Annotated in this window: 23 protein-coding genes; 6 read left to right on the forward strand and 17 right to left on the reverse strand. The window is 64.4% G+C overall.

Features of this window, described 5'->3' with window-relative positions; all coding sequences use genetic code 11:
* Positions 1-175: 175 nt before the first annotated feature.
* Both NLM27_RS32400 and NLM27_RS32405 read right to left on the reverse strand, forming a co-directional pair.
* Positions 176-1,282, reverse strand: coding sequence for a hypothetical protein (locus NLM27_RS32400; RefSeq protein ID WP_254147141.1), 1,107 nt, complete (start codon positions 1,280-1,282; stop codon positions 176-178).
* Positions 1,282-2,718 (reverse strand): MBOAT family protein, encoded by a 1,437-nt coding sequence (locus tag NLM27_RS32405; protein WP_254147142.1) that lies wholly within the window; start codon positions 2,716-2,718, stop codon positions 1,282-1,284. Before NLM27_RS32405 ends, NLM27_RS32400 begins: the two co-directional genes overlap by 1 nt.
* Before the next feature lie 304 nt (positions 2,719-3,022).
* Between NLM27_RS32405 and NLM27_RS32410 the strand changes: the two genes are divergently transcribed.
* Positions 3,023-5,122, forward strand: coding sequence for a S9 family peptidase (locus tag NLM27_RS32410; RefSeq protein ID WP_254147143.1), 2,100 nt, complete (start codon positions 3,023-3,025; stop codon positions 5,120-5,122).
* A 38-nt stretch (positions 5,123-5,160) separates the two neighbouring features.
* Here NLM27_RS32410 and NLM27_RS32415 read toward each other — a convergent pair whose 3' ends face one another.
* From NLM27_RS32415 to NLM27_RS32440, 6 genes are all read right to left on the reverse strand, one after another.
* A complete protein-coding gene (locus tag NLM27_RS32415; RefSeq protein WP_254147144.1) occupies positions 5,161-6,252 on the reverse strand; it encodes an SMP-30/gluconolactonase/LRE family protein in 1,092 nt (363 codons plus the stop codon).
* 75 nt (positions 6,253-6,327) lie between these two features.
* Entirely contained in the window at positions 6,328-7,047 is a 720-nt protein-coding gene (locus NLM27_RS32420; RefSeq protein WP_254147145.1) for a ribonuclease activity regulator RraA, read from the reverse strand.
* Positions 7,048-7,173: 126 nt separating this feature from the next.
* The gene (gene araD, locus NLM27_RS32425; RefSeq protein ID WP_254148989.1) at positions 7,174-8,913 is read right to left on the reverse strand and encodes an L-arabinonate dehydratase; all 1,740 of its coding nucleotides are present in this window, start codon (positions 8,911-8,913) and stop codon (positions 7,174-7,176) included.
* The gene (locus tag NLM27_RS32430; RefSeq protein ID WP_254147146.1) at positions 8,907-9,767 is read right to left on the reverse strand and encodes an ABC transporter permease; all 861 of its coding nucleotides are present in this window, start codon (positions 9,765-9,767) and stop codon (positions 8,907-8,909) included. Before NLM27_RS32430 ends, araD begins: the two co-directional genes overlap by 7 nt.
* Positions 9,768-9,777: 10 nt before the next feature.
* The gene (locus tag NLM27_RS32435; protein ID WP_254147147.1) at positions 9,778-10,539 is read right to left on the reverse strand and encodes an ABC transporter ATP-binding protein; all 762 of its coding nucleotides are present in this window, start codon (positions 10,537-10,539) and stop codon (positions 9,778-9,780) included.
* A complete protein-coding gene (locus tag NLM27_RS32440) occupies positions 10,539-11,558 on the reverse strand; it encodes an ABC transporter substrate-binding protein (RefSeq protein WP_254147148.1) in 1,020 nt (339 codons plus the stop codon). The genes NLM27_RS32435 and NLM27_RS32440 overlap by 1 nt, the downstream gene beginning before the upstream one ends.
* Before the next feature lie 94 nt (positions 11,559-11,652).
* Between NLM27_RS32440 and NLM27_RS32445 the strand changes: the two genes are divergently transcribed.
* The 3 genes from NLM27_RS32445 (at position 11,653) to NLM27_RS32455 (ending at position 16,614) form a co-directional block, all read left to right on the forward strand.
* On the forward strand, positions 11,653-12,369 hold the full coding sequence (locus NLM27_RS32445; RefSeq protein ID WP_254147149.1) for a GntR family transcriptional regulator: 717 nt from the start codon (positions 11,653-11,655) through the stop codon (positions 12,367-12,369).
* 251 nt (positions 12,370-12,620) lie between these two features.
* The gene (locus tag NLM27_RS32450) at positions 12,621-13,040 is read left to right on the forward strand and encodes a response regulator (RefSeq protein ID WP_254147150.1); all 420 of its coding nucleotides are present in this window, start codon (positions 12,621-12,623) and stop codon (positions 13,038-13,040) included.
* Positions 13,018-16,614, forward strand: a complete 3,597-nt coding sequence (locus tag NLM27_RS32455) for a PAS domain S-box protein (protein ID WP_254147151.1) — start codon at positions 13,018-13,020, stop codon at positions 16,612-16,614. The genes NLM27_RS32450 and NLM27_RS32455 overlap by 23 nt, the downstream gene beginning before the upstream one ends.
* 209 nt (positions 16,615-16,823) lie before the next feature.
* Here NLM27_RS32455 and NLM27_RS32460 read toward each other — a convergent pair whose 3' ends face one another.
* Positions 16,824-17,459 (reverse strand): response regulator transcription factor, encoded by a 636-nt coding sequence (locus NLM27_RS32460; protein ID WP_254147152.1) that lies wholly within the window; start codon positions 17,457-17,459, stop codon positions 16,824-16,826.
* A gap of 149 nt (positions 17,460-17,608) precedes the next feature.
* Here NLM27_RS32460 and NLM27_RS32465 point away from each other — a divergent pair, with 149 nt between their 5' ends.
* Entirely contained in the window at positions 17,609-17,896 is a 288-nt protein-coding gene (locus NLM27_RS32465; protein ID WP_254147153.1) for a hypothetical protein, read from the forward strand.
* A 52-nt stretch (positions 17,897-17,948) separates the two neighbouring features.
* On the opposite strand, the gene NLM27_RS32470 is transcribed toward NLM27_RS32465, so the two are convergent.
* The 8 genes from NLM27_RS32470 to NLM27_RS32505 all read right to left on the reverse strand — a co-directional run bounded on the left by NLM27_RS32470 (position 17,949) and on the right by NLM27_RS32505 (position 24,347).
* Entirely contained in the window at positions 17,949-18,452 is a 504-nt protein-coding gene (locus NLM27_RS32470; protein WP_254147154.1) for a response regulator, read from the reverse strand.
* 126 nt (positions 18,453-18,578) lie between these two features.
* Entirely contained in the window at positions 18,579-18,896 is a 318-nt protein-coding gene (locus NLM27_RS32475) for a hypothetical protein (RefSeq protein WP_027563592.1), read from the reverse strand.
* 2 nt (positions 18,897-18,898) lie between these two features.
* Positions 18,899-19,777 carry a protein-glutamate O-methyltransferase CheR gene (locus tag NLM27_RS32480; protein ID WP_254147155.1) on the reverse strand — a complete coding sequence of 293 codons (879 nt, stop codon included), beginning with the start codon at positions 19,775-19,777 and terminating at the stop codon, positions 18,899-18,901.
* Between the two features lie 59 nt (positions 19,778-19,836).
* Positions 19,837-20,223, reverse strand: coding sequence for a response regulator (locus tag NLM27_RS32485; RefSeq protein WP_027577509.1), 387 nt, complete (start codon positions 20,221-20,223; stop codon positions 19,837-19,839).
* A gap of 26 nt (positions 20,224-20,249) precedes the next feature.
* Positions 20,250-20,723: a chemotaxis protein CheW gene (locus NLM27_RS32490; protein WP_254147156.1), complete on the reverse strand. Its 474-nt coding sequence runs from the start codon at positions 20,721-20,723 to the stop codon at positions 20,250-20,252.
* A gap of 22 nt (positions 20,724-20,745) precedes the next feature.
* The gene (locus NLM27_RS32495) at positions 20,746-23,517 is read right to left on the reverse strand and encodes a hybrid sensor histidine kinase/response regulator (RefSeq protein WP_254145812.1); all 2,772 of its coding nucleotides are present in this window, start codon (positions 23,515-23,517) and stop codon (positions 20,746-20,748) included.
* 73 nt (positions 23,518-23,590) lie between these two features.
* The gene (locus NLM27_RS32500) at positions 23,591-23,776 is read right to left on the reverse strand and encodes a hypothetical protein (protein ID WP_254147157.1); all 186 of its coding nucleotides are present in this window, start codon (positions 23,774-23,776) and stop codon (positions 23,591-23,593) included.
* A gap of 148 nt (positions 23,777-23,924) precedes the next feature.
* Positions 23,925-24,347 (reverse strand): response regulator, encoded by a 423-nt coding sequence (locus NLM27_RS32505; protein WP_254148990.1) that lies wholly within the window; start codon positions 24,345-24,347, stop codon positions 23,925-23,927.
* A 969-nt stretch (positions 24,348-25,316) separates the two neighbouring features.
* Here NLM27_RS32505 and NLM27_RS32510 point away from each other — a divergent pair.
* Positions 25,317-26,015, forward strand: coding sequence for a Crp/Fnr family transcriptional regulator (locus NLM27_RS32510; protein ID WP_254148991.1), 699 nt, complete (start codon positions 25,317-25,319; stop codon positions 26,013-26,015).
* Positions 26,016-26,063 lie beyond the last annotated feature (48 nt).

Below are 26,063 nucleotides of genomic sequence, written 5' to 3' on the forward strand. Positions count from 1 at the left end.
GCGAAAGCCTCGCTCCTCTCTTCCTTCTCCCCTTGCGGGAGAAGGTGGCGCGAAGCGCCGGATGAGGGGTTCTATCCTCAGCTCCAACTGCCAGACGGGCTCACCGAAAGATACCCCTCACCCGACTCGCCGCTACGCGGCGAGCCACCCTCTCCCACAGGGGGAGAGGGGAAGATCAGCGCTCGACGCGATACGCCTCCACCTGCGCCTTCAGCTCATCCAGCGACATGAGCGGCGCCTTCGGATCGACGCGATATTCCCCGTTCGCCAGCCACGCCAGCACCTTCGCGTCGATCACCGGCGAATGGTGGATGACGTCGCTGTAATTGCCGAGATCATGCGTCACGTGCTTGATCGCGCGGAAATCGTGCAGGCGCACGTTGGGAAGCTGCGTCAGGTCTTGCGCGATGCGTGCGGTGAGATCGGTGACGATCTTCAGCGTCTCGGGCGAGGCATCGCGCATCGCGACGAACTGCAGGATCGAATAGGGCGGGAAGTAGATGTCGAAGATCACGTCGGGATAGCGTGCGATCAGCCCGACGGCATCACGCTCGAAATGCCTGACCATGACGTCATAGCCGTAACCCTCGCCGAGGAAACGGCTGCGCGCGGGAGCGGTGATGTAGGCGAAGGCGGCACGCGTCCGCTTCGCATTGTAGCCGCTCGTGACATCGAAATCCCTGGGCAGCGCGTAGATGTCGTCGACGTCGGGCAGCGCAAATTTGAGCGGGAGATAAGGCGCCGCCCGGGTCAGCGGCGTCCGCAGCGGCGGGACCGACCGCAGCAATGCGAACACGGATTCCTTCGCCATCGCCGCATTGAACAGATAGGACGCGATGCCCTTGGCCGTCCCGCGGTAGAGATCGACGGACAGATAGGGATCGGCCTCGATGTCGGCGGCATCGACAAAGATGAAATCGTCCATCGCCCAGATCACACGCCTTGCGCCGCGGTCGATCGCTTGCTCCAGCACAAAACCCTGCTGGCGCGAGTTGGAGCCCGTCATCGCCAGCTTGAGCGAGCGCACGCCAAGCACGCGATCGATGTCGCTCTGGCGGAAATGGATCGCGAGCGAAGTGCCCATGAAGGCGGTGTCGAACGACTGGCTGCGGATCAGCCCGGCATTTTGCACGCGCGTGTCGTCGGAATAGAAGGCCGTGCCAAGGCGCGACGGGCGGAACAGCTGCAGGGGATCGACGATATAGGTGAGCGCCGCCGAGCCCAGCACGCACGCGATGCTGGCGAGGAGAAGACGCTTCAGACTGGTGGAAATGCCCTGCATCAGAACCGGAAATAGATGAATTCGCTGTGGCTCTGGATGCCCAAAATCCCGAACGCGAGCACCAGCGACGCGCCATAGAGAAACAGCGGTCGCATGCGCCCTGCCCGCAAGGCCTCGCCCACCCTGCGGTTGCCGTGGTCGTATCCCATGATCGCTTGCGTGTTCGGCGCCAACCACACCAGCGCGGCGTAGATCGAGACCAGCACCAGCGCTGCGATCTCCTCGCGACCGAAGACGATATTCGCGGGATCGGCCATGGCCTGGAGGACCCGCAGCGCCCATGTGACGCTCTCGGCGCGGAAGAACACCCAGGCAATCACGACGGCGAGGAAGGTCAGCGCGGAGCCGGCGATGCGGACCGGCCTCACAAGAGGCGACGGAATGCTCGGCACCAGCGCATTGAAGGCGTGGTTGACACAGAGATAGGCGCCATGCAGCGCGCCCCACGCCACGAGTGTCCAGGCGGCGCCGTGCCAGAGCCCGCCGAGCAGCATCGTGATCATCAGATTGACGTAGCGCAGCACGCGCCCCCTGCGATTGCCACCAAGCGGGATATAGAGGTAGTCACGCAGGAACTGCGACAAGGTCATGTGCCAGCGGCGCCAGAACTCGACGATGCTCGTGGCCTTGTAGGGCGAGTTGAAATTGACGGGCAGGAAGATGCCGAACATCAGCGATATCCCGATCGCCATGTCGGAATAGCCGGAGAAATCGAAATAGAGCTGGAACGTGTAGGCGAGCACACCACACCAGGCCTGGTCGAAGCTCGGCGAGCGCGCCTCGAAGGCGAGCGCGACCAGCGGCTGGATGCCGTCGGCAAGGCAGGTCTTCTTGAACAGGCCGATCGCGAAGATGATGACTCCGCAAAGCATCAGATGCGGGTCCGGATCCTTGGCCTTCTCCCGCTCGAATTGCGGAATCATGTCCTTGTGGTGGAGGATCGGCCCCGCGATCAGATGCGGAAAATATGTCACGAACAGCGCGTAATGCGGCAACGCGTAGGCCGCGACCTGGCCGCGATATGCGTCAACCAGGAACGCGATCTGGGTAAACGTGTAGAAGGAGATGCCGACCGGCAGCAGGATGTGGACGGCGAGTTGCGTGTCGGCCAGCGCATTGATGTTCTCGGTGACGAAGCCGGCATATTTGAAGATGCCGAGCACGACGAGATCGCCGATGACGCCGAAAGCGAGCGCCGCTTTTCTTTGCATTGGGGCGAGCTTCGACACGATGAGGAGGTGGCCGATGCCGTAGTTGAAGGCGATCGAGATCAGCAGCAGGGCCAGGAATTGCCAGTTGCCGATGGCGTAGAAGGCGAACGAGGCCAGCGCCAGCCAGATCACCGGCGCCAGATTGCTGCGCCGCCCGAGCCAGAAATAGCCGGCCAGCACGGCCGGCAGGAACAGCAGGATGAACGGATAGGAATTGAACAGCATCAGGCTGGACCGGCGGCGGGATTATGGAGCCTAAAGCATACAAGGGGGCGATCAACAACCCGGCGACTTGGCCGTCGCGCTGGCAATTCGCGGAAACGGGACGATATAAGGCGGACGAGCCTTCTCCCTCGCCCCGCTTGCGGGGAGAGGGTCGGGGTGAGGGGGAGCCTCCGCAAGGACGGTGATAGTTGGACTCGCGGAGAGTGCCCCTCACCCGAAATCCGCGCTACGCGCGCATTCCGGCCTCTCCCCGCAAGCGCGGAGAGGCGAAGAGCAGCGACGTACGGACATGAACGAGGATCGAGTGACACAAGCCAAAACAGCTTCCCAGCCGCCCGTCGCCCCACGCCGGCCGCATTCCTTCACGCGGCACGGCATCACCGTGACCGACGATTATGCCTGGCTGAAGGACGAGAAATGGCAGGAGGTGCTGCGCGATCCCGCGGTGCTCGATCTCGACATCCGCAAATATCTGGATGAGGAGAACGTCTACACCGAGAGCCTGCTCGGCCACACCGCGGCGCTGCAAAAGACGCTGGTGCGCGAGATGCGCGGGCGGATCAAGGAGGACGATTCCAGCGTGCCGTCGGCGGACGGTCCCTTCGCCTATTTCCGCAGGTTTCGCGAGGGCGGGCAGCACGAGCTGTTCGGCCGCATGCCGCGTGACGGCGGCGAAGGCCAGATTGTGCTCGACGGCGATGCGCTGGCAAAAAACCATAAATATTTCAAATTCGGCGGCAGCCGGCACTCGCACGACCACAAGCTGCAGGCCTGGAGCGCCGACACCAAGGGCTCCGAATATTTCTCGATCCGCGTCCGCGACTGGGCGAGCGGCAAGGACCTCGACGACCTCGTCGAGGAGACCGATGGCGGCATCGTCTGGAGTGCTGACTGCATGAGCTTCTTCTATGTGAAGCTCGACGACAATCACCGACCGATGCAGGTGTGGCGGCACAAGCTCGGCACCAAGCAGGCCGACGACACGCTGGTCTATGAGGAGCAGGATTCCGGCTGGTTCACCCATTTGCACGAGAGCACCAGCGGCCGCTTCTGCGTGATCGCGGGCGGCGACCACGAGACCTCGGAGCAGCGGCTGATCGATCTGGCAAACCCTGAGGCCCCGCCCCGCCTGGTCGCGGCGCGCGAGGAAGGCGTGCAATATTCGCTGGCCGACCGCGGCGACGAGCTGTTCATCCTCACCAACGCCGACGACGCCATCGACTTCAAGATCGTCACGGCGCCGCTCAGCGCGCCCGAGCGCAGGAACTGGCGCGACCTGATCCCGTATCGTCCGGGCATCTACATCATCGACCTCGATCTCTATGCCGGCCATCTCGTGCGGCTGGAGCGCGCCAATGCGCTGCCGTCGATCGTGATCCGCGATCTCACCACCAGGGACGAGCACGCCATCGCCTTCGACGAAGCCGCCTATTCACTGGATACGATGGGCTCCTACGAGTTCGAGACAACGAATCTGCGCTTCGCCTATTCGTCGATGACGACGCCGTCGGAAGTCTACGATTACGACATGATCAAGCGCACGCGCATCCTGCGCAAGCGCCAGGAGATCCCGTCCGGCCATGATGCGGCCGATTACGTCACCACGCGCATCATGGCGAAGGCGCATGACGGCGCCGAGGTGCCGGTCTCGATCCTCCATCGCCGCGGGCTGAAGCTCGACGGCACCGCGCCGCTGCTGCTCTACGGTTACGGCTCCTACGGCATGGCGATGCCGGCCTCGTTCAGCGCCAACCGCCTGTCGCTGGTCGATCGCGGCTTCGTCTACGCCATCGCCCATATCCGTGGCGGCGCCGACAAGGGCTGGGGCTGGTATCTCGACGGCAAGCGCGAGAAGAAGACGAACAGCTTCGACGATTTTGCCGCCAGCGCCCGAGCATTGATCGCGGCGAAATACACCGGCGCCAAACGCATCGTCGGCCATGGCGGCTCGGCCGGCGGCATGCTGATGGGCGCGGTCGCCAACCGCGCCGGCGAATTGTTCGCCGGCATCGTCGCCGAAGTGCCGTTCGTCGACGTGCTCAACACCATGCTCGACGACACGCTGCCGCTGACGCCGCCGGAATGGCCGGAATGGGGCAACCCGATCGAGAGCGAGAAGGATTTTCGCACCATCCTGTCCTATTCGCCTTACGACAATCTTGCGGCAAAGGAGTATCCGGCGATCCTCGCGATGGGCGGGCTTACTGATCCTCGGGTCACTTACTGGGAGCCCGCCAAATGGATCGCGCGCCTGCGCGCCACCATGAGCGGCGGCGGCCCGGTCCTGCTCCGCACCAACATGGGCGCCGGCCATGGCGGCGCCTCGGGACGGTTCGACCGATTGGATGAGGTCGCGATCGTCTATGCGTTCGCGCTGTGGGCGGCGGGGATGGCAGAGGCGTGATCTTCTCCCTCTCCCCGCTTGCGGGGAGAGGCGGAGACTCACACCGCCCCATGCGCCTCGACGTAGAGCGCATACACCGAGTGGCTGCTGGCCATATAGAGACGGTTGTTCTTGGGGCCGCCGAAACAGAGATTGGCGCAGCGCTCCGGCAGCTTGATGAAGGCGAGCGGCTTGCCGTCCGCGTTGAAGACCATCACGCCGTCGAGATCCTCCGGCTTGCCCTTGAGCTGATAGATCTTGCGGCCACCGACTTCGGTGGGCTCGGATTGCAGCGCGCCGTTCGAGCCCCAGCCGCACCAGAGATTGCCGTCGCGATCCACGCGAAAGCCGTCGAGCGAGGCCTGGTCAGCGGCGTCGATCAATTTTGTCTTGCCGCTAAGACTGCCGTCGTCGCCGACATTGTAGCTCCAGATGCTACGATTGGGCGTGCCCTTCCACTCGACGACGTAGAGCTTCTTCTCGTCCGGCGAGAAGGCAAGGCCGTTGGGATTGACGAGGTCGGTGAGGACGGCGGTGAGCTTGCCGTCCTTGGCGATGCGGTAGACGTTGGTGGTAGCCTGCTCGGCCTTCTCCTTCTTGCCTTCCCACTCGCCATTGATGCCGAACAAGGGATCGGTGAACCAGATGCTGTCGTCGGACTTCACCACGATGTCATTCGGCGCGTTGAGCCGCTTGCCCTCGAACTTGTCGGCGAGTACGGTGATCTTGCCGTCCTTCTCGGTGCGGGTGATGCAGCGGGTGACGGAGTGCTCGCAGGTCACGAGACGGCCCTGGCGGTCGCGCGCATTGCCATTGGCGTAGTTGGCATTGGCGCGGAACACGCTGGTCTGGCCGGTCTTCTCGTCGAACTTCATGATCCGGTTGTTGGGAATGTCCGAGAACAGGAGATAGCCGCCGTCCGGGAAATAAGCCGGGCCTTCGGCCCAGCGCATGCCGGTCGCGACCTGCTCGACCGTCGAGGAATAGAGCCGGTACTTTCCGAAACCCGGATCGAGGATCTGAACAGCGGGATCGGGATAACGCTGGTTCGGCGTGAACGGGAACGACTGCGCGCTGGCGGCGCGGGCGAGAAGCGTGGATGCCACTGCTGCGCCGGCGCCGGCCATGAGATTGCGTCGCGTGAAATTCATCGAAGTCCTCCCTGCTTGACAAAAGGCCGGCGCTTGATGCGCCGGCTCATATCTTGATGCGAATTCGTCTCGGCCTTAGCGGCCGTTCTTCTTCCGCCATTCCGCGAAGTCGGTCAGCGTCTGCGGGTCGGTGGCGGGATAGAGACCGAAGATGCCGCGGCCCTTGCCGACTTCCTCGGTGACGAAGTCCTCGAACGCGGTCATCTCGAAGGTTTCGTTGGCGATCTCATCGGCGAGATGCGCGGGGATCACGATGACGCCGTCGGCATCGCCAAGGATGACGTCGCCGGGAAACACCGGCGCATCGCCGCAGCCGATCGGGACGTTGATCTCGATGGCCTGGTGCAGCGTCAGGTTGGTCGGCGCCGAGGGGCGATGATGGTAGGCGGGGATGCCGAGCTTTGCGATTTCGGCGGAATCGCGAAAGCCGCCGTCGGTGACGACGCCGGCAACACCCCGCTTCATCAAGCGCGTCACCAGGATCGCGCCGGCCGAGGCCGCGCGCGCGTCCTTGCGGCTATCCATCACCAGCACGCTACCTGCCGGGCAATCCTCGACCGCCTTGCGCTGCGGATGCGAGCGGTCCTTGAAGACATCGATGGTGTTGAGGTCCTCGCGCGCAGGCATGTAGCGCAGCGTGAAGGCCTCGCCGACCATGGTCGGCTGATCGGCACCGACGGGATGCACATCCTGGATCATCTGGATGCGCAGGCCGCGCTTGAACAAGGCGGTGGCGACGGTGGCGGTGGAGACGGATTTGAGCTTGTTGCGGGTGGCTTCGCTGAGTTTGGTCATAAGGGCACTCTCTGTTGTCATTCCGGGGCGCGCGTAGCGCGAACCCGGAATCCATCGGGCGACACCGACTGCGGCACGATGGATTCCGGGCTCATCGCTTCGCGATGCCCCGGAATGACGGGGACATCAATAAATCGACGGCTCGCCGATCGGCGCGCCGAAATCGGTCTCGAGGAAGTCGAAGTCGCAGCCGTCATTGGCCTGCTTGATGTGTTTTGTGAACATCCAGCCATAGCCGCGTTCGAATCGGCGCTCGGGCTGCTTCCAGGCGGCGCGGCGCTTGGCGAGCTCGGCCTCGGGCACATCGAGATTGATGGTGCGCGCGGCGACATCGAGCGTGATGCAGTCGCCGTTCTGCACCAGCGCCAGCGGGCCACCGATATAGGACTCCGGCGAGACGTGCAGGATGCAGGCGCCGTAGCTGGTGCCGCTCATGCGCGCGTCGGAGATGCGCACCATATCGCGCACGCCCTGCTTCACGAGTTTTGTGGGAATCGGCAGCATGCCCCATTCCGGCATGCCCGGCCCTCCTTGCGGGCCTGCATTGCGCAGGATCAGGATGTGGTCCTCGGTGACATCAAGGTTGGGATCGTCGACCGCCTTCTTCATCGACGGATAGTCGTCGAACACCAGCGCGGGCCCGGTGTGCTTGAGGAAGCGCGGCGCGCAGGCGCTCGGCTTGATGACGCAGCCGTCGGGCGCGAGATTACCCTTGAGCACGGCGAGCGCGCCCTCCTTGTAGATGGGATTGTCGACGGAGCGGATCACATCGGGGTTGTGCACCTCGGCGCCATCGATGTTCTCGCCGAGGGTCTTGCCTGTTACCGTGATGCAGTCGAGATGCAGATGCGACTTGATCTCGCCCATCAGCGCCGGCAGGCCGCCGGCATAGAAGAAATCCTCCATCAGATAGGCATCGCCGCTCGGGCGAACGTTGGCAATCACGGGAACCTTGCGGCTCGCAATCTCGAAATCGTCGAGACCGATGTCCTGGCCGGCGCGGCGGGCCTGCGCGATCAGATGGATGATCGCGTTGGTCGAGCAACCCATCGCCATCGCCACCGCGATGGCGTTCTCGAACGCCTTGCGGGTCTGGATCGCCTTCGGCGTCAAATCCTCCCACACCATCTCGACGATGCGGCGGCCGCATTCGGAGGCCATGCGGATGTGATTGGCATCCGCGGCCGGAATCGAGGAAGCGCCCGGCAGCGTCATGCCGATCGCCTCCGCAATCGCCGTCATGGTCGAGGCGGTGCCCATGGTCATGCAGGTGCCGTAGCTACGGGCGATGCCGGCCTCGATATCGAGCCAGTCCTTGTCGGAGATTTTGCCGGCGCGGCGTTCGTCCCAGTATTTCCAGCCATCCGAGCCGGAGCCGAGCGTCTTGCCCTTCCAGTTGCCGCGCAACATCGGGCCGGCCGGCAAATAGATGGCCGGAATGTTCATCGAGGTCGCGCCCAAGAGCAGCGCCGGCGTGGTCTTGTCGCAGCCGCCCATCAGCACCACGCCGTCGACGGGATGGCTGCGCAAGAGCTCCTCAGCCTCCATCGCAAGGAGATTGCGATAGAGCATGGTGGTCGGCTTGAGCAGCGATTCCGACAGCGACAGCGCCGGCAACTCCACCGGCAGGCCGCCGGCCATCAGGATGCCGCGCTTGACGTCGTCGACGCGCGACTTGAAGTGCATGTGGCAAGGCTGCGCCTCCGACCAGGTGTTGATGATCGCGATGCACGGCCGGTCCTTCCACTCTTCCGGCGCATAGCCCATCTGCATGGCGCGTGAGCGGTGGCCGAACGAGCGGAGATCGTCGGGTGCGAACCAGCGCGCGCTGCGGAGCTGGTCGGGCGTTTTTGTCTTGGTCACGATTGGGTGCCCCATTTCTGGACGGTGTTCCGCTCGATGGCGCGGAAGATCAGGTTCTCGACAAAGAGCCCGATGATGATCACGGTCAAGAGGCCCGCGAAGACGGCAGGTATGTCGAGCAAATTGCGGTTCTCGAAGATGAACCAGCCGAGCCCGCCCTGGCCCGAAGACACGCCGAACACCAGCTCGGCCGCGATCAGGGTGCGCCAGGCAAACGCCCAGCCGATCTTCAGGCCGGTGAGGATCGAGCCGAAGGCCGCCGGGATGAGGATTTTGGCGACGTAGGGCAGCCCGCGCAGGCCGTAATTGCGGCCGACCATGCGCAGCGTGTTGGACACGCTCTTGAAACCGGAATGGGTGTTGAGCGCGACCGGCCACAGCACCGAATGGATCAGTACGAAGACGAGACTGCCATTGCCGAGCCCGAACCAGATCAGCGCCAGCGGCAGCAGCGCGATTGCCGGCAGCGGATTGAACATCGCCGTCACCGTCTCCAGGAAGTCGGTGCCGATCCGGGTCGAGATCGCGAGCACGGTGAAGATCGCGGCCAGCACGATGCCGGCCGAATAGCCCATGAACAGCACCTTCAGCGAGGTCCACGCGCGCATCGGAATCGTGCCGTCCTTGACGCGCTCGAACAGCGTCACGAAGGTGTCGTGCAGTGTCGGAAACAGCAGGGGATTGTCGAGAGCGACGCCGTAGGCCTCCCAGACCGCGGCGAGGAACAGGATGATGACGGACTTGCGGACGAAGCCGTCATTCCACAACAGCTCGGCAACGCTCAGCTTGCGCTCGACTTCGCCTGTGCCGCCGGCAGCCACCGGCGCTTCACGCAGCAGGATTCTCGCTTCGCCCATGGTGGCTCCTTCAGTGCGCGGTTGCTTCGGAGGCGAACAGAAGATCGTGGATCTCTTTCTCCAGCCGGCCGGCGCTGCCGTCCTCATTCGAAACCTTGTCGACGTCGATCACCTCGGCCTTGACGCGGCCGGGATGCGGCGACAGCAGCAGGATTCGGTTGCCGATGCGGATCGCCTCCGCGATCGAATGGGTCACGAACAGCACGGTGAATTTGGTCTCGCTCCAGAGCTGGAGCAGCTCATCCTGGCAGGTCCGGCGCGTCAGCGCGTCGAGCGCCGCGAACGGCTCGTCCATCAGCAGGATGTCCGGCTCCATCGCCATGCCGCGCGCGATCGCGACGCGCTGCTTCATGCCGCCGGAGAGCGTGTGCGGATAGGCATCGACCACGCGCGTGAGGCCGACCTTCTCGATATAGGCCCGCGCCTTCGCCTCGGCGTCCTTGCGCGACAGCTTTCTCGCCGTGAGCAGCGGGAACATCACGTTGGCGAGCACGCTCTTCCAGGGCAGGAGCTGGTCGAACTCCTGGAAGATCATCATGCGGTCGGCGCCGGGACCGTGGATCTCGCGGCCATCGATGGTCATGCGGCCTTCGCTCGGCGTCATGTAGCCGCCGACGGCCTTGAGCAGGGTCGACTTGCCGCAGCCGGAGGGACCGAGCAGCACGAAGCGGTCGGACCGGTCGACGGTGAAGCTCACTTTTTCGGTTGCGGTGACGACTGCGCTGGAAGTCTTGTAGCGCAGCGTCACGGAGCTGACGTCGAGCAGCGCCATCAGTTGCCCTTCAGGTCGTGCGCGACGGGGAGATAATAATCCGTCCAGGCCTTGGGCTGGTTCTTCAGCGTGCCGGTCTTGTAGAGATGGGCGGCGAATTTCATCGTGCCCTGCGGCTCGAGATTCCACTCCATCATGCCGGGCTCCTTGAGGAGGTCGAGCAGCTCTTCCACCGAGGTCTTGTCGCCGGTGATCTCCTTGTAGATCTCGACCGCCTGCCTGGTGTCGCTGCGGATCAGGTCCTGCGCTTCCTTGGTGGCGTCACGCACGGCCTGGATGATTCTTGGATTGGCGTCGGCGAACTTCGTCGTGGTGAAGAATTGCGCCTGGCTGAGCGGGCCGCCCATCACGTCGGGCGACGACAGCACCACATGCGCACCCGGCACGTTCTTCAGCTCCAGGAAGGTGAAGGGCGGGATCGAGAAGTGATTGTGCACCTCGTGCTTCGGGTTGGACAGCGCGGCATAGGCGTCGGGATGGCCGAGCTGCACCGTGTTGGGGTCGAGCTTCGACCATTGGTCGGCGCCAAAAGCCTCGGCGGCCGCGATCTGAAGTACGATCGCCTGGGTCGAGACCTTGACGGTCGGCACCGCGATCTTGTCGCCGGGGCCAAAATCCTTGATCGACTTGATGTTGGCGTCACGGCTGATCAGCGTCATCGGCTGCGCCGAAGTCGCGACGATGCCCTTCACGCCGCCGCGGGTGCGATCCCACAACAGCAGCAGATTGCCTGTCCCGGTGTTGAGGATGTCGACGCCGCCAGCGAGCAGCGCATCGGTCTGCGCCCCGCCGCCGGAGAAGGTGATCCATTTGGTGGTGACACCGGAGACGCCGAGGGAAGCGGCGTGCTTCTCGATCAGCTTCAGCTTCTCCATGATGTGGCTCGGCATGTAGAAGATGCCGGGCTGGCGCGACAGCGCGATCTCGGATTTCTGCTGGGCGTGCGCGGCGGATGCCGACAGGGCGGCTGCGGCGATCAAGACGGCAGCCGCAAGCCGGCTACGAAGATGCGTGATCATTGTTGTGTGTTTCCTCCGGTCATCGTCGAGCTGCGTTGACGCTGCTGATGCACTAATATATTAGTGCATCAAAGGCAAGCCCGCGGGACCCGCCATGGAATCACCCCACCCCGCGCCGCGCGCGGCACCACGACCCGCCGCCCGGCTCGATCGCGGCCGTCAAGCCGCTCCGCAGGTGTTCGAGCGGTTGCGCAATGCGATCATCGCCCTGGAACTGCCGCCCGGCGCCCCGCTGTCACGCGCCGAGCTCGCCGGGCAGTTCGGCGTCAGCTCCACGCCGGTGCGCGACGCACTGATGCGGCTCGAGGAGGAAGGCCTGGTCGACGTGTTTCCGCAGCATGCGACCGTGGTCAGCCGGATCGACGTCAATCGCGCGCAACAGGCGCATTTCCTGCGCCAGGCGCTGGAGCTGGAGATCGTCCGCCTGCTCGCAACCAACCCCGACGCGTCCCTGATCGTTCGCCTCGATCACGCCATCGCGTTGCAGCAGCAATTCGCGAGGGCCGGTGAGTTCGAGGCCTTCATGGCCGGCGACAACGATTTTCACGCCCAGCTCTACACGGCCGCCGGCAAGCAGGATCTGTGGGCGCTGGTGCGCAGCCGCAGCGGGCACAGCGATCGTTTGCGCCGTCTGCACCTGCCCTCGCCGGGCAAGGCCCAGAACATCGTGCGCCACCACAAACTGATCACCCGCGCGATCGAGGCCGGAGACGCCGACGCTGCGCAACAACACCTGCGCAAGCATCTGTCGGGCACGCTGAGCGAACTGGACAAGATCCGGAGCCATTATCCCGAGTACCTGACCGATTAACCAGGCCTCTTTAATCCGCAGTGAAGCCCGGGCTCCGTGCACCCGCGGCGGGAAACATATTCCGGCCGGTCCCCGGTAATTTTGTGCACGGAAGCATGCATATGGGCCTATCATCTTCAAGCACGACATGCGGGATTCGCATCGGTCGCGAAGTGCTTGCAGGTCGAGCAGAATCCGCGCAACAATTTCGTATTTGATGGCTTGATTTGCGGTCGCTGGGACATTCCCATCCGACCCGGAGGATTTCAGACGTGGCCAACATCCTGATCGTGGATGACGACCCGGCCGTGCAGATCACGATCCGGCTGATCCTGGAGAGGGCCGGTCACCACGTCACCGTCGCCGGCGATGGCCGCAAAGGACTGGCGCTGTTCGAGGCCAGCCAGTTCGACCTGCTGTTTCTCGACATCTTCATGCCCGGCATGGACGGGCTGGAGACCATGCGCCACATCCGGGCGCTGGCTCCGGCCATTCCGATCATCGTCATTTCCGGCCGCTCGATGACGCCAGATGCCTATGCGGAGCCGGATTTCCTGAAGATGGCGACCAAGCTCGGCGCGGTGGCAAGCCTGCAAAAGCCGTTTCACCCCGGCGCCCTGCTCGCCGCGGTCGATGGCTGCCTGAAGGCGGCCCGGCCGGAGGCACCCGATGTCAGCGCCGGCCGCCGATGACAAGGAGCTTCATTCCGTTCCAGGCCGGAACTGGCGCGGCCATTCGAGAAGCGGCGCGAATTTCCACATGACGCTCGCGACGCGGCTTGCCATCGCGATGATCCTGCTGGTGGCGGTGACCGTGGCCGCCGTCGGATGGCTGGGCTACCGCAACACGACCCAGGCCGTCATTCCGCGGGTGCTGGAACGCGTCGAGGCCCAGTCTCGCCTGCTGGCAATCCATCTCGAATCCTATGTTGCCGGAGCTCGCGGCGATCTGCTCGGCTATCGCTCGGCCGCAGCCATCAACGGCCTGATCCGCGCTCATATCGGTGGCGGCATCGATCCTCTCGACGGCGTTTCGGAGCAAACTTGGCGCGAGCGCATCGCAGCGCGCCTCGCCGCCGAGATCGACGCCAAGCCGAGCTACGGACAATTCCGAATCATCGGCCTGGACGACGACCAGCGCGAGCTGGTCCGCGTCGATCGGTCCGGCCCGAATGGAAAGGCGCGGATCGTCCCCAAGGAGGAACTGGAGCGCAAGAGCGAACGAACCTACTTTCAGGAGACGATTCGACTGGCGGGTGGCGAGATCTATGTGTCCGGCATCGATCTCGCCACCCGCCAGGGAGGGACGGCCGAGCTCCACGTTCCGACGTTGCGGGTCGCGACGCCCCTGTTCACGCCGGACAGCAAGCCGTTCGGCATCATCATCGCCAATATCGACATGCGCACGGCCCTCGACCGCGTCCGCTCGACCCCGGGCGCAGGGGGAGAGATCTATGTCGTGAATTCGCGCAGTGACTATCTCGTCCATCCCGATCGCGCGCGCGAATTCGGCTCATTGCGTGGCCACCCCACCGACTGGCGCCGTGACTTTCCATTCTTCGCAACCCAGGTCGGCTCGCTGGAGGGCACCACGCATCTCATGACCGACGGGTCGGGCCGGCCGAGCGGCGTGACGATCGCGCCGGCGCTGCTGGTCGGCAAGGAATGGGTTGCGATCGTCGAGACGGTCCCTCCGCCTGTGTTCGGCCGCGTGCCGGCGGCGATCCAAAAGACCTCTCTGGTGGTCGGCATCCTGGCCGTGCTCGCGGCGGCCTCACTTGCGGTGCTGCTGGCGCGCTCATTGACGCGCCCGATCGGGCGTCTGACCGCGGCGGTGCAGGCAATCGGCAGCGGACGGCCGGCGGACATCCCCGTCGATGCCAGCGGCGAGACAGGCGTGCTGGCACGGGCCTTTGCCCAGATGGTCGAGGAAACCCGGGCGAAAACAGCCGCGCTTCAACGCGAGGTCGAGGAGCATCGCCGCACCGAGGTCGCGCGAAGCCACCACGCGGCGCGCGAGCGCTTGTTCAGCGCCGCGATCGAATCGTCCGACGATGCGATCGTGATGCAGTCGCTCGATGCCATCATCACGGGCTGGAATCCGGCCGCCGAACGCCTCTATGGTTATTCGGCTGACGAGGCGATCGGGAAATCCACCGCGATCATCGTTCCCCCCGACCGTCGCGAGCACGGCAAGGACTATCTGCGACGGATCGCCCGGGGCGAGCCGATCGAACGTTTCGAGACGGTGCGCTTCTGCAAGGACGGCACCCCGGTCGAGATCTCACTCAGCCTCTCGCCGATCAGGGGCCCGTCGGGCGAGATCATCGGGGCCTCCGGGACCGCGCGCAGCCTCACCGAGGCGCGGCGGGCCGAGCGGGCGCTCCAGCAGCAGCTCGAGGAGCGGCGGCAGATCTTCGATGCCTCGCAGGACCTGATCATGGTCATGGATGCGCGCGGCCACATCGTGCAGATCAGCCCGAGCAGCCAAGCCATTCTCGGCTTCAGCCCGGAGGAGATGATCGGCCGCAGCGGTGCCGATTTCATTCACCCCGATCATCTGGAGCAGTCCCGCGAGGACATGCGCGCGCTGCGGCGCGGCGAGCGCCCCAAGCTCGCCGACACCCGCTGCATCCACAAGGACCGGCACGAGGTCTGGCTCTCCTGGCTCGGCAACTGGTCCGAGCCGGCGCAACGCTTCTTCTTCATCGGACGTGACATGACGGAGGCGCGGCGTGCGCAGGAATCGCTGCGCGAGAGCGAACGGCTCGCCCGCAACATCGTCGAGACCTCACTCGACGCCTTCGTCCAGACCGACGAGACCAGCAGCATCCTGAACTGGAACTCGCAGGCCGAACAGCTCTTCGGCTGGCGCCGCGACGAGGTGCTCGGCAAGAGCACGATCGATCTGATCGTAGCCGAGAGCGAGCGTGACAGGGTCAGCGCGGGCCTGACGCAATTCCTCGCAAACGATGACGGCAGGACGCTGAACCGCCGCCGCGAGCTGATGTGCCAACGCCGCGACGGCAAGGAATTCATGGCCGAGCTGAGCGTCACCGCGCTGAAGCGCCGCGAGGGCCTGCTGTTCAACGTCTTCTACCGCGACCTCACCGACAAGATCGCGGCCGAGGAGCGCATCCGCCATGCCGAGAAGATGGAGGCGGTCGGCCAGCTCACCGGCGGCGTGGCGCATGATTTCAACAACATCCTCACCGTCATCACCGGAACGATCGAGATCCTCGCGGAGGCAGTCGAGAAGGAGCCGCAGCTTGCGGCCATCACCAAGATGATCGACGAGGCCGCCGGGCGCGGCGCCGAGCTGACCCAGCATTTGCTCGCCTTCGCGCGCAAGCAGCCGCTCCAGCCGCGCGAGATCGACATCAACTCGCTGATCGTCGACACCGCGAAACTGCTGCGACCGACGCTGGGCGAGCAGATCCAGATCGAAGCTGTATTCGAGGACGAGAACTGCGTCGCGATCGTCGATCCCAACCAGCTCACCACTGCGATCCTCAACCTCGCGCTCAATGCCCGCGACGCCATGCCTGGCGGCGGCAAGCTGATCCTGGAGACGGGCGGCGCCTATCTCGACGAGGTCTATGCCAACGTCAACGATGTCCGGCCGGGGCACTACGTGATGATCGCCGTGAGCGACACCGGTACCGGAATTGCCGCGACCATGCTGGCCAGGGTATTCGACCCCTTCTTCACCTCAAAGGGGCCCGGCAAGGGCACCGGACTCGGGCTTTCGATGGTCTACGGCTTCATCAAGCAGTCCGCGGGCCACATCAAGATCTACAGCGAGGAAGGCCACGGCACCACGATCAAGATGTATCTGCCGCCGGGCAAGACGGCGACGGCGGTCGGCGAAGGCGTGACGCCTGTGACGATCGAGGGCGGACACGAGACGATCCTCGTGGTCGAGGACGACCGGCTGGTGCGCGACTACGTGCTGGCGCAACTGCATGCGCTGGGTTACGTCACCTTGCAGGCTGCGAACGCCGCGGAGGCGCTCGCCATCGTCGCCGCCGGCAAGCCGTTCGACCTCCTGTTCACCGATGTCATCATGCCTGGCAAGATGAACGGACGTCAGCTCGCTGACGAGCTCCAGAAGACCCGCCCAGATCTCAGGGTGGTCTACACGTCCGGCTACACCGAGAATGCGATCATCCATCACGGCCGGCTGGATGCGGGCGTTCTGCTGCTGGCCAAGCCCTACCGCAAATCGGATCTGGCGCGGATCATCCGCAAGGCGCTGGGCGCCTGAGGACAAATCTCCTGTAGCCCGGATGGAGCGCAGCGCAATCCGGGACAGGATCATCCACGGATACAGCGGCCCCGGATTACGCTTCGCTCCATCCGGGCTACGAAGCTATCGGTGAGGAGAAATGGGGCCCGGCTCTGCAACGCATCACCATAGCGCGTCAAAGACGCGCGTAAACGCGCTGCGTCCGGGGCACGAGAGAACGAAACGACCTACGACGCCCGCTGGGCCGCGGTCATCACGATGCGGATCAGATCGGCGGCATTGCGCGCGCCGAGCTTCTTCATGATGTTGGCGCGGTGATCTTCGATGGTGCGCGGGCTGATGCCGAGCGTGCGGCCGGCTTCCTTGTTGGACGCGCCGGAGGCGAACTGCTCGAGCACCTCGCGCTCCCTTCGCGTCAACGGCTCGCGTCCGGGGAAATGCAGCGCGCCGAATTTCGGTGACGCATTCTCCGCCTGCCTGCGTGCATAGGCGCCGATCGCCTCGTCGAGCCGGCCGACGATCTCGCTGCCGCGAAACGGCTTCTCGATGAAGTCGAGCGCGCCGCTCTTGATGGCGCCCACCGCCATCGCGATGTCGCCCTGCCCGGAGATCATGAAGATCGGCGCCGGATAGTCCTCGCCCTGCAGCTCCTTGAGAATGTCGAGGCCCGACTTTCCGGGAATATGCACGTCGAGCAGGACCGCAGCCGGTGTGCGGTTTCGCGCGACGGAGAGCAGCGCTGCGCCGTCCGCGAAACAGATCACTTCATAGCCCGCCGCCTTCAACACCATCGACAAGGTGTCGCGAACGGCAGGGTCGTCGTCGACCACGAAGATTTCACCACGAGAGGTTTGCTCGGCCATGTGCCACATCCAGTTGGCATTACGGACTCGCGTCCGCACCAATCGTTATGGCTCTCGGCGCGGAGTCGGCCCACCCGTATTTGTACGGGACATGGACTTAACGCACAAGTAGCGGCAACGCGCCTAATTGCGGGGGACGGAGAATATCCATGTTAAATTTCGCCGATACGCCGCCTCTGGTCGCAACACCCGCCGTCGAGAGCCGTGAGTTGATCGCGGCCGACCTTCGCCTGCTGATCGCACAGATCGAGACCAGCATGCGCCGGATCGCCGCAGCCATGGATCAACACACCGGCGATCCCGAAGGTTCCGCAGACGTCTTCATACTCGACGACGTCACGCCCCGTTATGCCACCGCGAGCGCGGCCCTCACTGCCTGCAGGGCGGGCCTCGACCACGCCTTGCAATACCTGTCGGAATCCGGAATCCCGGCCTAGATCGCGATCGCGCGGCGGACGGACGCGTCCGATCGCATGGCAGCTCCGCGCCTCAGGCGCGGTGCCGCTCCACGATCGCATCGGTGGCGACACCACCCCAGGTATGGATCGCCGGCAGGCCCATCGCGATCTTGCCGAGATTGGCGAGGCTGATGCGCAGGGCCGCGAGATCCAGCGGCTTCGGCAGGCTCTGGAGCTCGATCCCAACGGAACGGGCGAAGCTGCGGGCGGCGCTGCGGCGCTTGCCGTCCATGCCGCTGATGACAATCACGGAGCCGGCGAATTTCGCCTTCGCCATCTCGCGCAGCACGTCGATGCCGTCGCCATCCTCCAGCACGAGATCGAGCGTCACGCAGTCGAAGCGCGCGGCGCGGAGCTTCTCGATCGCTTCCGCCACGGACGGCGCCACGGTAACTTCGTGCCCGGCCTGCTTGGCGGCGACCGTGATCAGGCTGCGCTGCGTGGCGTCGTCATCGACCACCAGGAGCTGGAGCGCACGGCGCTCGGCGACGTCGGGCAGGTTTGACGGGATGGGGGAGAGAGAGCTTCTGGGCATTACCGTATCCTGAGATTGAGACCAGCAATGGTTGCACGGTTCGCGCTTAGGCCACGTAAAGCAGCTACGGTAAATTCGTGCGGATGTTTCAGCAAATATAAAGCAACGTGGCGGCAGCCACGCCGATCAGGCTGCCGCGTCGTGGCCGCCGGCCGCGCCGCGCTTCTTCCTGTTCTTGCCGCGCAGGAACTGGATGTCCATCTCGGCGCCGTTGACGCGGACCAGCTCGCAGCGACGGTAGGCAAGCCCGGTGGACGACAGCAGCAGAAAGAACTCTTTCAGGTTCAGCCCCTGGATCGAGCCTTCCACCGTGAGGATGGCGTCGGTGTCGGAGATCGCGTTGAGCTTGCAGTCGCGGCGCCAGGTGCCGTCGATGGCCATGATGCAGACGTCATAGCCGCGACTGAACGTTACGCGTTCCGTGCCCTTGCCATCCTCGGCCATGTCTAGCGTCCTGCCATGACCGCCATGCGCGGCGCCGCGCCGGCCAGAACCGGCTTGGTGGCCGCGGCACGCGGGTCGTTCGGCTTGTAGAGGCCGCGCCGCTCCGGAATCGGCCTGAACGTGTCGGTCAGTCCGACCACGGTTTCGGCAGCGCCCAGCACCAGGAAGCCATCGGGCTCGATCTGGCGCGCCAGGCGGTTGAAGATGTTGATCTTGGTGTCCTGATCGAAATAGATCAGCACGTTGCGGCAGAAGATGACGTCGAAGGCGCCGAGCTGAGCGAAATCGTGCAGCAGGTTGAGCTGGCGGTGCTGGATCATCGCGCGCAATTCGGGATTGATCTGCCAGGTCTCGCCGGTCTGCTTGAAATATTTGACCAGCATCTGGATCGGCAGGCCGCGCTGCACCTCGAACTGGCTGTAGACGCCGGCCTTGGCCTTCTCCAGCACCTCCTGCGACAGGTCGGTGGCGATGATCTCGACGCGCCAGCCGGTGAGAGCGGCGCCCATCTCCTTCAGGCACATCGCGAGCGAATAGGGCTCCTGCCCGGTCGAGCCGGCGGCGCACCAGATGCGCACGCTGCGACGTCCGGCGCGCGCCTTGATGATCTCGGGCATGATGGTATCGCGGAAATGATCGAACGGGACCTTGTCGCGGAAGAAGAAGGTCTCGTTGGTGGTCATGGCTTCGACCACGTCGGTGATCAGCGTGCGCGAGCCGCCCTGCAGCTTCTGCACGAGCTCTCCGATACCGGAGAGCCCGGCCTTGCGGGCGAGCGGCAGCAGGCGACTTTCGATCAGATATTGCTTGTCTGCGGACAGGTCGAGCCCGGAATTGTCCTTCAGGAACTTGCGCAGATACTCATACTCGGTCGGGGTCACGGATGGCCTCTTCGAAGCTGTACTGGAACACTCTGGCCAAAGCACTCGGCCAGACACACTCAGACCATGGCTTGTCCGACCGGGATCAAACCAACCTCAGCGAATTTGTCGGCGATGATGTCCTTGTCGAAGGGCTTCATGATGTACTCGTTGGCGCCGCCGCTGAGCGCCTGGGCGATATGAGCCACATTGTTCTCTGTGGTGCAGAACACGACCTTGGGCTGGTCGCCGCCGGGCAGGCGGCGCATGTGGCCCATGAACTCGAAGCCGTCCATCACGGGCATGTTCCAGTCGAGCAGCACCGCATCGGGCAGCTTGCGCTGACAGATTTCTAGCGCCTTGGACCCGTCCTCGGCCTCGGTGACCTCGAACTCGAGGCCTTCGAGGATCCGACGCGCGATCTTGCGCACGACGCTGGAATCATCGACCACCAAACACGTTTTCATTTTGGTTCTCCGGCTTCGATGTTGGCTCACGCAGCCATTTGCACTTTGGTTTCGAGCTCGAGGACGCGATCGACGTCGAGGACGACCATGAGCTGTCCGTCGAGACGGTGGACGCCGCCGGCGAGCTTGGCCATGCGGGGGTCGAGGTTGACGGGGTTGTCTTCCTTGCCGTCCTCGGGCAGGCGCAGCACCTCGCCGATCTGGTCGATCAAGAGGCCGTAGGATTCGCCGCGCAGGTCGACGCCGACCGCCATCGGCACCTTGCCGTCCTCGGCCTTGGGCAGGCCGAGCCGGGCGCGCATGTCGACCACGGTGACGATACGGCCGCGCAGGTTCAGCACGCCCGCGATCTCGCGCGAGGACAAGGGCACGCGGGTAACGCGCTCGGGCATGAACACGTCCTGGACGCGGGAGATCGGCAGGCCGAACAGCTGGCCGCCGATCATCGCGGTGACGTATTCGACCATGGCGCCTTCGCCCACTTGCGTCTTTTTGCTCATCTCGTCTCTCCTCAGGTCCTGCCTAGGCTGCCGCGCGGCTCAGCTCGGAGGCGCCGGCGGCACCCGCGGTCTGCTCCTTCAGCGCCGCGATCAGACCGGGACGGTCGAACTTGGCGACGTAGTCGTGGAAGCCGGCCTGACGGCCGCGCTCGATCGCCGCCGGCGACACCAGGGCGGACAGGCCGATGATCGGCATCGCGCCCAGATTGTTGTCGGAGCGGATCACTTCCGCGAACTCGAACCCGTTCATGTCGGGCATCTCGATGTCGGTCAGCACCACGTCGAAGCTCTGCGCGCGCAGCGCGGCGAGGCCCTCCTGCGCGGTCGGCGCGGTGCGGACGCGGTAGCCGGCCGCTTTCAGCACCGGCGCCAGCATGTTGCGGAAGAACGCGCTGTCGTCGACCAGCAGCACCGACTGCGAGTGCATCGACGGCTTCATCTCCTTGCGGGTGAACCAGTCGGCGAACGCCATGGGGAGGAAGTGGCCGACGTCGATCACCTCGGTGGCCTGGCCCTTGATCACGGCCGAGCCCAAAATGCCCTGGCTGGAGCCGCCGACCTCGATGTTGAGCCGCTCCTCGACGATGTCGATGATCTCGTCGACGACGAGGCCCATGGAGCGGCCGTCATCGGCGAACACCAGGATCGGCTGGGCGCCCTGGCTCGCAATGGTGACGCTCTCCATGGCGACCAGCGGCATCAGCTGCTCGCGGTACTGCACCATGTAGCGGCCGTTACTGAACTCGATCTTGTCGGCGGGGAGCTCTTCGAGGCGCGTGACAAGCCCGAGCGGAACCGCCTTGGGCTGCGACGAGCCGGCGCGGAAGACGAGAAGCGAAGTGGTCTGCTCGCCCGCGCCGATATGATGCGCCCCGTTCTCGTCGCCCATGTCATGGGCCGAGGAGCCGGCGGCGCCGAGCGCCTTGGCAATGCCGTTGGGGTCGATGATCATGATGACCGCGCCATCGCCCAAAATGGTGTTGCCGGAGAACATGTCGATGTGACGCAGCTTTGTCGACATCGGCTTCACGACGATTTCTTCGGTGTGGAACACGCCGTCGACGACGATGCCAAAGGTCTGGCTGCCGACTTGCGTCACCACGATAAAACCGTTCTCGGGATCGGACGCGGCGCCGTCGTCGATCTTCAGGAGCTTCTTCAGATGGATCAGCGGCAAGAGCTTGTTGCGCAACCTGAGGACCGCGGTGTCCTTGATGCGCTCGATGCGGTGCTCGGAATTGGCGCGGGCGCGCACCAGCTCGACCACCGAGAGCTGCGGGATGGCAAAGCGGTCGCCGGCGGCTTCGACGATCAGGGCCGAGACGATGGCCAGGGTCAGCGGGATCTTGATGGTGACGGACGAGCCCTCGCCGGCCACGCTCTTGATGTCGATGGTGCCGCCGATCTGGTCGATATTGGTGCGGACCACGTCCATGCCGACGCCGCGGCCGGAGACCGAGGTGATGGCGGCCGCGGTCGAGAAGCCCGGCGCGAAGATGAACTTGTGGATCTGGGCTTCGCTCATCTTCTCCAGCTCGGCCTCGGTGACGAGACCGCTAGAGATGGCCTTGGCCTTGATCTTCTCGGTGTTGAGGCCTCTGCCGTTGTCGGCGATGCAGATGATGATGTGGCCGCCCTCGTGATAGGCGGACAGGCGAATGGTGCCCTGCTCGCCCTTGCCGGAGGCGAGGCGCTCGGCGGGGGTCTCCAGGCCATGATCGGCGGAGTTGCGCACCATGTGGGTGAGCGGGTCCTTGATCAGGTCGAGCACCTGGCGGTCGAGCTCGGTGTCGGCGCCGTGCATCTCCAGCTCGATCTGCTTGCCGAGTTCGCTCGACAGATCCCGGACGATGCGGGGCAGCTTCTGCCAGGCATTGCCGATCGGCTGCATGCGCGTCTTCATGACGCCCTCCTGCAGCTCGGCGGTGACGTTGGACAGGCGCTGCAGCGGCACCTTGAACTCGGTGTCCTCGTTGCGGCGGGAGATCTCCAAAAGCTGGTTGCGGGTCAAGACCAGCTCGGAGACCATGGTCATCAGATGCTCCAGCGTATCCACGTTGACGCGGATCGACTGGTTGGCGATGCGGTCGCCCTCGCCGGAGGCCTCGTCGGCCATCGACTTCTTCGGCGCGGCCTTTTCCCTGGCGGGTTTTGCAGCTTCCTTGGCGGCCGGAGCTTCAGGCGCGGGCTCGGCTTTGGCAACGGGGGCCGGGGCCGGCGCTTCGATCGCGGTCTCGCGGAAGGCGCGCTCGAGCTCGTCGAGCGAGACCTCGCCCGGACGCAAGGGACGCTCCAGGGTCTGCTCGATCAGCGTGCCCGTGGTCATATCTTTTGCCGGCGCAGCGGCCGGGGCTTCCGGCACGAGCGGCGGGGCTTCTGCAACGGGAGCAGCGGCACTTCCAGCCGCCATTGCCGCCATGCCCTGCTCGACCATCGCTTCCAGCTTGTCGATGAGATCGCGGTCGTTGCCTTCAGGCTCGGCTTCGGTCGCCTCGAGGCCGGCCAGAATCTCCTTGATGCGGTCGATCGAGGACAGAATCACCGTCACCGCCTGCCCCGTCACCGGCATGCCGTCACGGAATTTGCCCATCAAGGTCTCGCCGGCATGCGCCAGCGCTTCCAGTCGGGGCAGGCCGAGGAAGCCGCAGGTACCCTTGATGGTGTGGACGAGGCGGAAGATGTTATCCAGGATCTTGGCGTTGTTCGGCTCCTGCTCGAACTTCACCAGCTGATTGTCGACGGTGTCCAGGCTCTCGCTGGTCTCCGTCAAAAACTCTCGCAACAGATCATCCATGAGCTACGCCTTACTGAATGGACCTCGACGCCTGAGCCTCGCTTGGAATCAACGGAAGTCCTCTCTTGGATCGTTAGACAACCCCTTTCACGGTCCCGTTAATTTCAGCCTCCGTGCTAATACGGATTTTGAAGAGAAGTTTGCCGTTCGGCTGCCATGCGAGTTTTTTCGGCAGAACCGGCGCCGGGTCGCGACGACGAGAGAGGTGGGGTAAACGCGCCGACAATTGCGCGACGGTGCGCGCGAGAAAGTCCTGCATGTGAAGGACGATAGGCACGGCCCGTGCGGAGTTGAACGAAGCCGCCCGCAATCGCGCATGCTTCCGCGACCCTCGTTGCGTGCTTTGCCGGGATCGGAAAAGTTCGCGTTTTCGGTAAACGAACGGTTACCCTGCGGCCCGTGCCGCGCTAACCCAGTCGCGCGGGCGAGGTCATCGCGGCATCCGGACGATGCTCGGCCAGGCAATCGTTGATGGCGGCGAGCAGTGCGAGCGGGGTGAAAGGCTTGCGCAGGCAGCGCGCGGCACCGAGCTCCAGCGCCATCCGAAGGAAATCGGGTGCGGGCGAATTCAGATTCGCGAAAGCGTAGCCCGACATCGCGATCAGCGGAACGGCGGGCGCCCGCTCGTGGAAGACCCGGATCGATTCGAATCCGCGCATGTGCGGCATGAAGATATCGATGATCATCAGATCGAACTGTTCGTGCTTGAGGGCCCGCAGCCCGGCTTCGCCTCCCTCGGCGATCGTCACTCGAAAATGGTTGCGCTGGAGATAGATCTCGATGGCCATGCACACCATCGGGTCGTCGTCGACAACGAGGATATGACGCAAACCGTCCCTCTCCATGTGACCTTCGCGTTTCGGCAATTCACTCATCGAGCCGTGGGACACGCCTTTCTCCTCTGGTTTCGATCGGGAAATGGGTGGTCGCCAATGTCGTTGGCGGCGCCGTAAAAAACGGGAACGATGGACGCGAAATCCGCGGCCAAGCGGCGCCTTGGTTCGAAGCAATGCGGGGTCGCTGAAAGCACTCGCCGATGGACAAGACAGCGCGGGTCCACCGGCGTCCGATCGCAAGCACGGGCGCCATGCTTCCGGCTCATGAAGGCCCCTTTGCCGCTTTTTCCCTGCGCAACCCCTGCAAGACGGGCGGGCCTGCCAGCGGATCGGCGCGCCACTCTTAATTTCCGCCAACTGCCGCAACCTGCCTGCCTTTTGACGGGTATATAGACAGCGATACAACCTTTGCAATAGTTTTGTGGCCGTGCAAATCGACGACGAACGGGCGCGGCGCCGATTGGAACAGCGAACGCGCCGGACTGACCTGCATGACCGCAAGCGGCCCCCCACCCAACCAGTTGCTGCAAATGCTCGACGCGGCGGATTTGGATCTGCTGCGCCCTCATCTGGTGACGGTCGAAATGGTCAGGGAAACTGTCTTGGGCGAGGCGGGCGCCGCGCTGAGACACTCTACTTTCCGCACGGCGGATCGGTTTCGATCACGGTCGGCCTGTCCGACGGACAGATGATCGGGATCGCGATGCTGGGCCGTGACAGCGTCGTGGGCGGTGGTGCAGCGCTTGCCGACGGCATCGCGCCGGCAGACGCCGTCGTGCTCTTTCCCGGCGGTGATGGGGAAGCTCCGCACGCCCGGACTGCATGCCGACGCGCGCACATGTCGCAGGGCGGCGATCAGCCGACACGCTGTGCTCGGACATATTGTCCCAATTGCCAATATATCCCTACGGGAAGATGATGGAACTTACTCGCGCAGGAAGACGGGAGACAGCCTTGGAAACGATGGTGCGCCCAGCCAACGGTTTCCTGTCTGCGCTGTCGGCGGACGATTATGAATTGATCCGCCCGCACCTGCGCACGGTCGATCTGCCCCATGACGCGGTGCTGGTCGAGGCCGGCGAGACGCTCAAGCGCGCCTACTTTCCCCACCGCGGCGTCATCTCTCTGGTGGTGAATATCGCCAAGGGCGAGCATGTACAGGTCGCGATGATCGGCCGCGACAGTCTGCTCGGGACGCTCTCGATCATGGGCGACGCATGTGCGCTGAACACGGCCGTCGTGCTGGTTTCCGGGGTCGCGTCCGTGATGGATCTCGATCGGCTGCGCGGCGCTGCCGACGAGAGCAGCAGCTTGCGGGCCTCGCTCACGCGCCACGGCCTGGCGGTCTATGCGCAGGTCCAGCAGACCGCGGGCTGCAACGCCGCCCATCCGGTGGAGTCGCGGCTGTCGCGCTGCCTGCTGCACACCCATGACCTCAGCGGCGACTACCGGCTGCTGCTGACCCAGGAGGCTATGGCACAGATGATCGGGGCGCGGCGCAACAGCGTGTCGCTGGTCGCCAACACCTTGCAGCAGGCCAATTTCATCCACTACAGCCGCGGACACATCCAGATCATCAACCTGGACGGGCTGCGCCAGACCGCGTGCGAATGCTACGCCACCGTGAAGGCGCAGTATGACCGGCTGCTCGGCCAGCGCTGACCGTACGCGTGGTAAACCTGCGGCTAACGCCGGCCCCTAAACACGAGC

The organism is Bradyrhizobium sp. CCGB12 (assembly GCF_024199845.1).
In the GTDB taxonomy this organism is placed as follows: Bacteria; Pseudomonadota; Alphaproteobacteria; order Rhizobiales; family Xanthobacteraceae; genus Bradyrhizobium.